We start from the raw sequence: 12,375 nt of genomic DNA, 5'->3' as shown, positions 1-12,375 counted from the left end.
AATACTTCTTTTTTATAAAAAACACCGTATTGGACGTATAATTCTTCGCTTTTTTTCCTCTAATAATCTTTGAAGTTCCCCGAATGAAACTTTAGGGCCGCTTCTTTCGTATTTACGGAATCCAAGCAAAAAGTAGAAGGTCAAATGTTCTAAAGGTGAATTTGGAAATTATTATTTTCCAAAATTCTCCGGAATACTCTTGTTAGTCGGAGAAGGATTGACGAGAAAATATAAACCGATGGAGGATGGTCCCAACCTTCCTGCTCAATGCACACGGCAAAATACTTATTCTTTTTATTAGGACCCATCGGCTTCCTCATTTTCCTTTTGTCTCTCACCCCATGGCATAAGGAAGAAAACTTACGCGCCTACAAAGGAATAATCGACCTCAGAGGGATCCAAAGTGCAAGTTCCGGCCCGGTAGATCTTTCCGGAGAATGGGAATTTTTCTGGAGCCAAGAGCCTGGTAAGATTTTAGAGTCCTTTCATGGGAATATGACGGTTCCAGGTTCTTGGAATAGAGAGACCGAATTACATCCATCTTATGAAAGGTTAGGTTATGCTACTTATCGATTAAAGATACTTTTACCCGATGTTTGGGTGGGGAAGGTTCTTACTCTAAGCGTAGGTACCGTTTGGAGTTCCTATCGGTTATACTTAGACGGAGAATTCTTAGGAGAATCGGGAACCCCGTCTACTTCACCTAAATCCAGCGTTGCCAGGGTGCAGCCTAGATCTTTTTCTTTCGTTCCTAGTTCCAGTCAGATGGAAGTTTCACTTTTCGTTACGAATAATTTCGCTAGGCAGGGAGGGATAAGCTCTCCGATCAAATTAGGTCCCTCCGAAGTGATGTTATCCACAAGAACAAGGACCATCTTTACCGAAATTTTTGCATTCTCCAGTTTAGTGATCATGGGGCTCTATCATATCTCTTTGTATTTGTACTTAAGATCCAGCAAAGCTCCTCTGTATTTCGGTTTTATGAGTATGGCGATCAGTCTTAGGGCCCTTGTTACAAATACAAGGTTACTGATGGAATTTTTCCCATCTATCAATCAAAACGGGATCCAGATGATAGAACAGATCTCCATGATGTGTGCCACCGGATTGTACCTGCTTTTCTTTTACGAAACCTTCAGCGTTTATGCATCCAAACTATACGTACAGATTTCCTTAGCGATCATTTCGCTATTTATTATAATGACCTTATTCGGTTCTTTGGAATTCAATAGTAGTAAGGTTGCCTATTTCCATTTGTTCATAGGGATCACAATCGGATACGTGATCTACGTGATCTTCGGAATCGATTTTGATAAAGAAAGTAATTCTTCTTATATTTTATACGGTTCCGGGATACTATTCTTAGGAGTTGCGATCGATCTATTCTATACTTATATCCTGAAAGTTTCCTCGCATCAGGTCTCTCATATTGCACTTGTACTTTTCGTTTTCTTACAATCTTTAGTGATCGCTTCGGACCGTTCTTCCAAATATAAAGAAGCAAAACTTCTTACCGAAGATCTACAGACCATGAACCTAGAACTTTTCGAAATGAAGGAAAAATTGGTACAAAAGGTAGAAGATAGGACCAGGACCCTAAACGACACTTTACAACAGATCAATAGGGAGTTAGAGATCGCTCAGAACGTACAAAGAAAGATCCTAACTCCGCCGGAAAGAGAGATAAAAGGGATCCGTTTCGATTACGTATATAAACCTTTGGAAAAAGTTGGAGGGGATTTCTTAGACATCTCGGAGATCAACCCGGGACAAGTGAGAGTACTTTTAGCGGATGCCGTAGGACATGGGGTGCAAGCGAGTCTTATGACTATGGCCTTAAAAACGGAATACGAAGAGTTAAAAAAACTAGCCTGCCCTACTCATGTATTAAAAGAATTGAATGGAAGATTTTTAAGAAAGTTCGATACCTTGGAAAGTATTTTCCCTTGTTTTGTTGCCGATATCTATTTGGAAAAAAAAGAAGTGCTCTATGCTTCCGCGGGACATCCGGATCAAGTGCTTCTTTCTCCCGGCGGTAATTACGAATTATTGCACAAAACAGGTCCAATCTTAGGACTATTCGATGATTTGGAGATCGAATTCTCCACTTATAAGTTTCCCTTAGGAAGCCGTTTATTACTTTTTTCGGATGGACTCATCGAGAACAGAAGAAAGGAGAATAGATGGAGCACTGTGGAAACGATCGCATCAAGAGCTTCCACACTTTCCAATGTCGGTCTCCAAAAACTATTGGAAGAATTGGTCGTAATGGAAGAAAAATCCAGAGGAGACGAACAAAGATATGATGATATCACCATCATCGCGATCGAATCCAGAGAAACTCCGGAATACCCTGCGTAAAAAAAATTACGGCTTTTCCTTATTTAAAAGGGAGAAGGTCCAAACCCCACATAAAAATTCGAATCCGCTCGGCAACAAGATCATAGGATGGATCCATCCAAGAGCCACGAATGAAATTAAGACCAAAAACTGGAACGTTCTGGAATGAGTGGTCAATTTTAAGAAAAGACGAACATTCTCCTGACCCATTCTAAAATAAAAATATCCTAATATGATCAGAGTGAGACCGACCACTCTTACCCAAACATCACTTGCACTTAATAGGAATAGACCCAGGAAAAAATTCGGGACCGTGATCAAAAGAAGTCCTTCGATCAATAAGAAAATCCCGAAAAACTGCACACTTTTTGCCGCGTTTATCATGGGCAATAAACATATCTAAATATTAAAGAAGGACAATCTATTTTTGTAAGGAAAAATATCCGGGCATAAAAAAGCCTCCGAGATCCGGAGGCCTTTTAAAATTTAGAAAAACGAAAAGATCAGCAAATAACTACTAATTCTCCGGAAGCTTTTACTTCTCCGGATTCATCAGCAGCTTCAACGGCTACCGTAAGCAGCTTTTCTCCGTTTTCTTCTTTCTTACGTTTGATCTTACCGGAACAAGTCAATGTTTGTCCGGGTTTGGTCATCGCTTTGAAAGTGACTCCGAATTCTTTGATCTGCTTTTGGTCTGCCCAGGAAGTGCAAAGTCTTCCGATCTGAGCCATTACGAACATACCGTGTGCGATCGTTCCGTCCAATCCGGTCTTACGAGCGAAATCCGGATCGTTATGGATAGGGTTAAAGTCGCCGCTTGCTCCCGCATAACGCACTAAATGCGCATGCGTAACCGTATCCACTTTTAAAGGAGGGAGTTCTTGTCCTACTTCGTATTTATCGAATTCAATCTTACTCATCATAATCCTCCTATCACTGTTCCGGTTTACGGATGAAAATGGACATCTCCGCTTCGATCACGGTTTCACCCTTGGCATTACGAATGGTAGTGCGGAAAGTCATCGTATCCATTTTACCGACGGTAACGTTAACACATTCTCCCTGAGAAGAAACTCTGCCAGGGTAAAGAGTTTTAACATAATTATATTTTTCTTTTAGATGTAGGATCCTGGAAGTATCCACTCCCATGTTCTCCATATCTTTCCAAATTTTAGGATATCCCCAAAACTGGATCACTGTGGGAAATGTAGGAGGAGCTGGAATATCCTCGTATCCCGCTTTTTTTGCCGCTTCTAGATCGAAGTATATCGGATTGGTTTCACCGATCGCGAGACAAAACTCTTTGATTTTTCCTCTTTCTACGTCGAATTCGTAGGAGTCGAGTTTTGTGCCGATCAGGTCTTTTGAAATGCCTTTTTCTGCCATAATCCTTTTCCTTGGGATTGGTTTAAAAAACCTTCGAAGTGTCGAAGATCGTTTCTACGGCCCTATTTTTTAGACACCGATCCCACAGGTCCATTGAATTTTTAGTAACGAACGTTCTGTTCACTCAACCAACAATCGACTGAATGGTGTTCATCAAGATGATAGTCGCTTCGCTCCTGAAGCCGCGTTGCGGACTATAAGTGTTGTAAGCGAACCCCTCAAGTAAAATTCTGTCCTTGTTCCTTATGATTTCTTTTGATTCCAAACTTTCTAGAATATTGATCCCGATCTTGTTATGTTATCTTTACACGGATTGTAGGCAAATTTTTCCCGGATCGTTTTCGAAAGAAGAAGAAACCATTATCCCCGTTTGGGACGGACTTCGTTCCTTAAAAAAACCAGGGAGTGTTTGCCGAGGAAACTCGGAAGAAGCTATCCAAAAGATCGCTTATCATTATAAAAAAAATCCGTCCCGTTATTCGGAACTCCCTCTTCATGAGAAATGGAGAAACACCCAGCTTACCATCCTAAAAGATAAACGAACTTTACTGAACGAGTCCCGGGACAGTTTGTTACTTTTCAAAAACGGCGGTTGTGATATCTCGTCCGAGTTCATCATCCCTGGGGCAAAACTTTACGATCTTCAAAATGTCGTTTTGGATTTTTCCACCACTGCGCTTGCTTCCTCAGGGGAGAATGTTCCTAGCTCCGGGAAACTGGTCGTGAAGTTGGGAGATTCGATAGTATTCTCGGAAGATGTACAAAGCCAAGGAAAAGAATGGATCGATCACAAGATCAAGATCCCGGAATCACTTTCCAAGTCCTTGGAAGAGGATCCTTCCATCACTTGGAACTTTGAATGGTTCCCCAAAAATCAGAACGACCTAATGTTTGTAGGACAGCCTACATTGTATTCTTCCGTTGCCGATCCGGAGCTTTGGGGACCTAAAGAAAACGTAATATTGATCGTTGTAGATGCTCTTCGCCCGGATCGTTTAGGTTTCGGCGGATCTCCAGTCCCTACGAGTCCTTATTTGGACGAACTTGCTTCCGATTCCATCGTTTTTGAAAACGCTTTCTCTAATGGAAATTGGACTAAGCCGAGTATGATCTCTTTTTTCACTTCTAAAATCGCATCCGAATTAGGTCTTGGGAATGCCTGGTTCTATTCGAGCAATCTTCATCGAAAAATATTCTATTCTAAAAAACCCGAAACACTTCCGAACCATCTCAGATCCAAAGGGTACCTGACTGCGAGTCTTATGAATAACGTATTCCTACTGGATTATACCGGCGTAGGGGTGGATCTAGGATTTCATAAATTATTCCAACCCGGAAAAGATAAAGACGATACGGAACTTATACTTGCAGAATCCGTCCAATTCCTGAATGAGAATAAAAACAGAAGATTTTTCCTACATATAAACATCAACACTCCTCATTATCCTTATCTGCCCGAAAAAAAATACATGGACATTCTAGCAAAGAAGACGGATCCAAAGATCTGGAACAGTTACGATCCTTATGTCAGAAAGTACATGGCGGAAATCCTTTATACGGACGAGGTTATAGGCAAAATTTTAGAAGAAGCTAAAAAGACTGGGGCTTTCGATAAGTCCTGGATCGCCGTAGTCGCAGACCATGGAGAATTACAATCTATGGAACATTATTACCATCACCATTTCGTGGCGGAAAATCTGCATGCTCACGGTGAAACCCATTACGACGAAGAAATCAAGGTTCCCTGGATCATTCATCCACCTGCATCAGAAAAACAGAATATTCAAAAAAAGATATTCTCCGAACAAGTCTCCTTACTTTCCCTTTTTCCAACTTTAGCAGGGGTTTTGGGATTCCCTTGTGATCCGAATACTTGCGATGGAAACGATTATTCTAAAGCGATTTATGGAGAAGAAGGTCCACAATCCGAAAACTTCGTATATACGGAGGGACGGTTTTCTGAATCGATTCGAACCAAAGAATACAAACTTATTCGCAGATACCCAGGTTACGATTTCGTACGAAGAACCAAAGAAGGAGAACCTCATAAAATGTCCGAGGAATTCTATTCCTTAATGGAAGATCCGGGAGAACTACGAAATCTTTCTTCGACCGATTCGTCACTTCTAACAAAAGCAAGAGAAGAATTGGAAAGTCATAGTTTAAAGAAGAATGTTTTCAAACTTAGATTGCCGGCTTGCGAAAAAGAATGTACTCGCAAAATAGAGATCGGGATCCAAGCCGGTATTTATAAAATACAATCTGACATTCCATTTATAGAGAATAGATTGGAAGCGAAGTCCGCTTCCCTCACAGTCAAACAGGCCCCCGGAAAAGAAAATATCCTCTCTTTTTACACGGTTGAACCTGTTTTTGGATTTCGTTTGTCCGTTTCCAAAGACGGGAAGCAGGAAGATTATAAATCCGGAAAATGGGGAATTCTATCGGAAGCGAGTTCTAAAATTTATAGAGATTCTCCCGAATCTGTGGCTTCTGCAAAAGTTCCTTACGAATTCAAAACTTCTAAATTACCTTATTTTTATAACGATGCCGGTCTTTCCGGAAATTCCGAATCTTCCGAGCAGGCGGCTTTAGGAAAAGAAGTCCGAAAAGTGTTGGAAAGCTGGGGTTATATTCACGAATAGAATCCGTTTTACATAAGAGCCTTCGGCTCTTGAAGCCCGCGATCAACTGTCCTCGACAATTTCATTTTTGGAACGGACCGTAAAGGTTTCTGCTCCCGTTTTTGCCAAAACTCCTTGCTTTTTTTATATCCTTCGTTATGTTATCCGCTTGCTAAACCAAACAGAAATAGGTGAAAAGAATGAAAATTAGAAACCTTGTATTTTGTCTTATTCTAATATTCGGTTTTATATCTTGCGGAAGTAATCCGGTAGAACGATGCCAAGACAGAAGAAAAATAATGAGAGATGCAGTTTGTCAGGCAGTGAGCGCTCACGAACCTGGAACGGAATCCTATAATAATATCCTTCTTTCCTGTTTAACGGAGCATGATCACTACAACGAATGCAAAAATGAAGGTTACTTTTGACCGCCCATTTGTCTAAAAGGGGCAGGAGCCGAAACTTATTCCAAAACGATGGTGATATCTACTCTTCGGTTTTTTGCCCTGCCTGATTCCGTGGAATTTTCCGTAACAGGCTGAGACTTCCCATAACCTCTGTACGACATTCTAGTTTCCTCTATTCCATGAGAATTTCGTAACTCTTGCAGAACCGATAATGCTCGATCTTGGGAAAGTTTTAGATTATATTCTTGGCTTCCTTTATCGTCCGTATGTCCGCTGATCCGAATTTCTCTATCCGGATATTTTTTCAGAACGTCTGCAATCCTTTCCAAAACCTTTTTCGCTTCCGGTTTTAATTCGGATTTATTGTAATCGAAAAGAAGATTATCCAAAGACAGTACAACACCTTCGTTCGATTTTCTGATCTCAACCGGTGCGCGGTCTGCGATTTCTTCTTCCGGATTTCCTTCCCACTCGGGCCATTCTAATCCGTTTCCTTTTTTACCATTCGGTCTTTTTCTAGGATAAGTGCTTCCCTCCGGAAAAGGTCCGAGGATCCTTTTTACTTCCTCCGCAATTTTGTCCTTATCATTCTCGGTAACGGAATTTTGTTTGGAATAAACCCCGTGGATCTCGAAAGACATTTCCTGCGCTATCCCATTCGGAAAAACGAAAGTGTAAGCAAGCTGCACATATTTGTATTGTGGAACGCCTTGTTCGGAATCGAAGAATACTTTTCCCTTTGCGAAACCGTAAATTTTGTACGGTATATTCTGAGCGATAGGATCGGATTCCTTCATTAAGTTATAATTATATTCTATCAGGTCTGCATTCCCTTTTTTACCAGCGTATTCCCAATCCCCTCTTCCTTGATAAATATACTTTGCCTGGACAGGGATCTCTATCCTAGCCGTCGAGAACTGAAAACTTTCGGAAGCAGGTTTGTTCCACTCTTCTCCCGGTCCTACCTCTTTCGAGGAGAATGTAGGCAGCGATCTGAGATTGGGCATACTGTATTCGGGAGGTACCGTATACTGCCCCGTTTCCGAAATATGAAATTTGCTCTTGAAAGTTTTATCTTTATAGAAAGCCGGATCTAATTCGGGAAATTTAATATAGGTATCGAATATCGCGGAAAAATCGCAGCCTTCCTTTTTACAGGAAACGGCCTTCAATAAAATTCGATTCTTATCTTCTCTGTGAATGACTCGAGCGCCTTGTCTGGCTTTTACTCGGTGGTATTCGTTCAATTCGAGATCGTCTCCGGACTTCATTTTCCATCGGAATAATACAGGAGTTTCGGAAAATATATAAGAGGGTATTAAGAAGAAGAGTATGAGGAACCCTCTGAATGCCATACTTATAGTTTCGAAAATTTTCCCTAAAAACTTAGAAAGGAATCCCAAAAAACGAGCCTTCTTTCCGGGAATTTAGACTAAAAACGGCCTAAGTTTTGGTTCTAAATACGATTTGCGGATTTCTATTCTAAACGTAAGAACTTGACAAGTAGAGGATAACATTTCATCCAATTAGTTCGTGGTCCCTCATTTCCATGAGATCGTATTCTTCGGAGTATTATTCTGTATGCTACTCTGCGTGGCATGCCTACTCCGCCCGGAAAAAACCGCCGGCTTAAAGATCTTATCTTTATTATCTTTTTGTGTTTCGATCCAATTCTTGTATGTGTATTTTCTTTTGAAGGGTATTTATTTCGAACCTTCGTTTTTAAATCATCTTCATATTCCATTCGCTTGGTTTTTAGGACCGGGAATGTATAGTCTATATTCTGTTACCGTGCGAGAGGAGAAGTTCACAGCCTTCGAACGGAGTTTTTACCTTCCGGGAATATTTCTTCTTATCGTATTTCCTACCTTATATTTAGTTTTACCTCAAATCTTTTCAAGCCATCCTGTGGATTATTTCGAGAAGGGCTCCACTAGTTGGTCGGATATCCTTCTACTAGGCGCCTATTCCGCGAATTTACTATTTTATTCTTCTATCGTTTGGCAAACAAGAGCCGCATTCCGATTGGAAAGACTCAAAAAAGATGCCGGAGCAAGGATTCTACTGTTCGTTGTGATCGGAAGCGGAAGTGTAACTTCTATCCTGGTCATTTCTTATTTGATCAGAGATATTCATTTATTATTCATTTCTGTTCTAAGTACGGTGGTATATGCGGTTGCCGGTTATCTAGCGCAGATATATGCTCCGGAAGTTTTCAACGAGATGGGACCTTCTATGAGAGATGCTTATCGTAATTCCAGGTTAGAAGGTGTGGATACGACGGATCTGGAAAATCGTCTGGAAAGTTTGATGACAAAAGAAAAAATCTATCTGCAAGAAGATCTTTCTCTTTCCGCACTATCCAATCAGTTAGATATCAAACCATATCAACTTTCAGAATTTCTGAACCAAAGAAAAGGTACCAACTTTGCAAAGTTTGTAAACGGTTTCCGAGTTGCGGAAGCGGTCCGTATATTACAAAAAGAAGAAGGAGCCAATATCCTTTCCGTCGCTTACAGATCCGGTTTCAATTCCAAGGCGACCTTCAACCTTGCATTTAAATCTATACAAGGTGTTTCCCCTCGAGAATATCTGCGAAAATCCAAAGTCTCTTAATTTGAACGAACGTTTTCTTTCGAATTCGTTTAAATAAAAAATTAAGACCTTTTAATTTGTCCAAAATTCGAATCCAAGACGACCCTTACTGATAACTGTCTTATACTCCCTCTTCATAAAATTAGCTAAAAGTCAAAGACTGAAAAAGCGTATGGAGAATAGTGATGAGAAAAATATATCGAACGTTAGTTATGCAATTTTGCATACTGATGCTGATCGTGGGAGGGTCTTTTTACTCTTGTAAAAGTGATTCTTCTCAAAATGCGGAAGCTGCTGCCCTCTTAGCTTCCCTGGATCCAAGCCTGGCTCAAGCTGTAGGAAACAAAAACGTTTCCGAGTTAGAAGATTCCAGCGGGGAGATCCAAAACGCTTTCGCGCAGGAGAGCGACGGAAGTTTCACTTTCGATAATACTATAAAGATAACTGCAAACGACGGAGTGGTATTAGAAGCTAGTCTTTTCGCACCTAATACACCTTCTCCAACAGGAAAATACCCTGCGGTAATTTTCGTAAACAGTTGGGCGTTGAATAAATACGAGTATCTGGTTCCCGCAGCCAAACTCGCTAAAAAAGGATACATCGTTCTCTCGTATAGCACCCGAGGTTTCGGAGCTTCCGGAGGACTCATTGATACTGCCGGTCCAAAAGACAGATCGGACCTGAGTAAAATTCTGGATTGGTTGCTCGCTAATACTCAATCAGATCCGGCAAATATCGGTATTTCTGGTATTTCTTATGGTGCTGGAATTTCTTTGGCAGGTGTGAGCACCGAACCTAGGATTAAAACTGCAGTTGCAATGAGCGGTTGGGGAAATCTCAAACGTTCTCTTTATGGTAACGATACTCCTCGATTGATCTGGGGACTGTTACTAGTCGCTTCCAGTTATATTACGGGAAGACCTGATCCGATCATCGCGGAGAATTTCGGAAAACTTTTACAACATAAGGATATCGATTTTGTGTCCGCATGGGCAGCAGATCGTTCTCCGGAAACTTTCGTAGGACAATTGAATGCTTCTGAAGGTAAATCGGTATTGATCTCTAATAATTTCGAGGACTTCTTATTCAACCCGAATGCGGTTTTGGATTATTATTCTAAGATCACCGTTCCTAAAAAACTTTTAATGAACGAAGGGATCCATGCAAGCGCTGAGCTAACCGGCATTTTAGGTATCTCCGGTTTTGTATGGGATAACGCCTATGATTGGTTCGATTATTGGTTGAAAGGGATCAATAACGGGATCATGGACAAACCTCAGGTTACTTTCCAAAAACGTTTTGCAGGCCCTAGGATAACTCTTCCTTCTTGGCCTTCTCCTACCGTTTCCGATAAAACTTTTTATCTGAAACCTAGAGGTTTATTCACGAACGGTGAATTATCCACGAGCCAGAATACTACCGTTACAAACACAGGAATTCTTTCCGGAGCGGACACTCTCGCCAGCACCGGATTTCCCTTGCTTTCGGACATTCTCGCCGCACATGCTGAAATTCCTGTACAAACTAATTTAGGTTTTGTAAGCAGATTAAACGGCATCGTTTACCAATCTTCTACCTTAAACTCTGCATTGAAGATCAGAGGTAAAATGTTCTGGAACGGAAGGATCTCCTCCAGCTTAGGAAAGGCTAACGTGAACGTTTACTTCTACGATATAAACAAAAACGGCACCGCTACTTTGATCACTCATGGTACTGGAACCATTTTCGACGCGGGATGGTATGAAACAAAAAGTATGTCTATCGATCTAAATGCGGTAGCTTACGATGTTCCTGCAGGAAATAAGATCGCGATTGCAATCGACACTTTCGATTCTCAATACGCTGTGCCTACCGTGCTGATTTATGGTCTGGATGTGAAACATTCCAAAAGCCAACAATCCACATTAGTGATCCAATCGGAGAATTAATTTCGGAATTCCATTCCCTTTTAGACGGCGGGCTTTGCCCGCCTTTTTTATGCCTCTCTTTCCTTTCTCCACTGGATATAATCGGGCAATTCAACTAGTTCTATAAATCCTTCTTCTTCCGGATCGTCGGGAAGCATTCCAATCTCGTAATATCCTATTTCTTTAGTAAATGTATCTTCACCCAAAAGGGTCTCTAATAATAATCCGACTGCTTTTTTGAGATGAGGATTTGATTCTACATTCGGGAAATCCGGGAAACAGATCCGCACTCCGAAACTTTTAGGAAGATTTGTATTTTCTAACGGCAGAAACCAGGTCTCTTCCGAATCCAATTCCAGGCCTTCGTGAAAGATGACTGTACCTTTTTCTTGGTATTGATCTACGGAATATATATCCCAGCCTGAAATTTCAGGCGCGAGGTCGACAAATCTTTCGGCCTCCGCGTATAGATCTTCGTCTCCTGCCGTTACAACGGTAAATTCGTGAGGACTCTCGTCCCCTCCACCGATCTCGAAAAAAAACTCGGAATTCACTTCCTGGAGTCGATCCATCAGATCGTCCAAAAGGCGATCTCTTTCTCTATCTTCCAAGTCGTCTAGTTTAGTGTAATACCGGCTGTTTTGGGAAAACCAGCTCCAAAACTTTTCCGCTTTTTCTTCCATTCATCCGCCTCAGTCACGAATCTGTCGGAATTTCACCAAGAGACCCTATAAAAATATCCGAATGTAGGAAAATATTGTTTAAAGGGAAAGAATTATTTTCTGATTTCCGAATCTATCCAACTCAAATACTTTTGGTTAGCCTCTTTGATTTCCCAGGAAACGATACATGGAACCGTGTAACTATGTAATTCCGAAATTCTTGCTACAACTTTTTCGGCCTCGGAATCTTTGGTTTTTAACAAAAGAACGGTTTCCTGCTCATGCTCCAACCTGCCATGCCATCTATAAACGGATTTCATCCCAGGGATCAAATTGGCGCAGGCGACCAGTCTTTCGTTCACTAAAGTTTCCGCAATTTCCAAAGCCTCTGTCTCGTTCTTTGTAGTGACGTAAAAAGTTCGATATCCCATATTATAATGATACTTCGGGAAAC

The 12,375-nt window shown here is 41.1% G+C and carries 11 protein-coding genes; 5 read left to right on the top strand and 6 right to left on the bottom strand.

All coding sequences use genetic code 11. The features are described 5' to 3' along the window. The first annotated feature begins 267 nt into the window (after positions 1-267). A complete protein-coding gene (locus tag AB3N61_RS01895; RefSeq protein WP_367898340.1) occupies positions 268-2,361 on the top strand; it encodes a PP2C family protein-serine/threonine phosphatase in 2,094 nt (697 codons plus the stop codon). Between the two features lie 6 nt (positions 2,362-2,367). Here AB3N61_RS01895 and AB3N61_RS01890 read toward each other — a convergent pair whose 3' ends face one another. From AB3N61_RS01890 to AB3N61_RS01880, 3 genes are all read right to left on the bottom strand, one after another. Next, the gene (locus tag AB3N61_RS01890) at positions 2,368-2,724 is read right to left on the bottom strand and encodes a hypothetical protein (protein ID WP_020769643.1); all 357 of its coding nucleotides are present in this window, start codon (positions 2,722-2,724) and stop codon (positions 2,368-2,370) included. A 119-nt stretch (positions 2,725-2,843) separates the two neighbouring features. Continuing rightward, the gene (locus tag AB3N61_RS01885) at positions 2,844-3,260 is read right to left on the bottom strand and encodes a MaoC family dehydratase (protein ID WP_020769763.1); all 417 of its coding nucleotides are present in this window, start codon (positions 3,258-3,260) and stop codon (positions 2,844-2,846) included. Between the two features lie 13 nt (positions 3,261-3,273). Further along, positions 3,274-3,726, bottom strand: coding sequence for a MaoC family dehydratase N-terminal domain-containing protein (locus AB3N61_RS01880; protein WP_020769844.1), 453 nt, complete (start codon positions 3,724-3,726; stop codon positions 3,274-3,276). 245 nt (positions 3,727-3,971) lie between these two features. On the opposite strand from AB3N61_RS01880, the gene AB3N61_RS01875 reads away from it, so the two are divergent. Continuing rightward, positions 3,972-6,371, top strand: coding sequence for a sulfatase (locus tag AB3N61_RS01875; protein WP_367898339.1), 2,400 nt, complete (start codon positions 3,972-3,974; stop codon positions 6,369-6,371). Positions 6,372-6,550: 179 nt separating this feature from the next. Continuing rightward, entirely contained in the window at positions 6,551-6,778 is a 228-nt protein-coding gene (locus tag AB3N61_RS01870) for a hypothetical protein (protein WP_020769580.1), read from the top strand. A 35-nt stretch (positions 6,779-6,813) separates the two neighbouring features. On the opposite strand, the gene AB3N61_RS01865 is transcribed toward AB3N61_RS01870, so the two are convergent. Further along, positions 6,814-8,112 (bottom strand): OmpA family protein, encoded by a 1,299-nt coding sequence (locus AB3N61_RS01865; protein WP_052005221.1) that lies wholly within the window; start codon positions 8,110-8,112, stop codon positions 6,814-6,816. 226 nt (positions 8,113-8,338) lie between these two features. Between AB3N61_RS01865 and AB3N61_RS01860 the strand changes: the two genes are divergently transcribed. Next, positions 8,339-9,373: a helix-turn-helix domain-containing protein gene (locus tag AB3N61_RS01860; RefSeq protein ID WP_367899043.1), complete on the top strand. Its 1,035-nt coding sequence runs from the start codon at positions 8,339-8,341 to the stop codon at positions 9,371-9,373. Positions 9,374-9,582: 209 nt separating this feature from the next. After that, positions 9,583-11,280: an alpha/beta fold hydrolase gene (locus AB3N61_RS01855; protein ID WP_367899042.1), complete on the top strand. Its 1,698-nt coding sequence runs from the start codon at positions 9,583-9,585 to the stop codon at positions 11,278-11,280. Between the two features lie 47 nt (positions 11,281-11,327). Here the strand turns inward: AB3N61_RS01855 and AB3N61_RS01850 are convergent, their stop codons facing one another. Then, positions 11,328-11,942 carry a hypothetical protein gene (locus AB3N61_RS01850; RefSeq protein ID WP_020769753.1) on the bottom strand — a complete coding sequence of 205 codons (615 nt, stop codon included), beginning with the start codon at positions 11,940-11,942 and terminating at the stop codon, positions 11,328-11,330. Between the two features lie 92 nt (positions 11,943-12,034). After that, the gene (gene cutA / locus AB3N61_RS01845) at positions 12,035-12,352 is read right to left on the bottom strand and encodes a divalent-cation tolerance protein CutA (RefSeq protein WP_020769589.1); all 318 of its coding nucleotides are present in this window, start codon (positions 12,350-12,352) and stop codon (positions 12,035-12,037) included. Between the last annotated feature and the right edge of the window lie 23 nt (positions 12,353-12,375).

The organism is Leptospira sp. WS58.C1 (assembly GCF_040833995.1).
Classification (GTDB): Bacteria; Spirochaetota; Leptospiria; order Leptospirales; family Leptospiraceae; genus Leptospira_B; species Leptospira_B cinconiae.
Note: the sequence above shows the minus strand (reverse complement) of the source record. Positions and strands in the feature narration are given on the sequence as shown.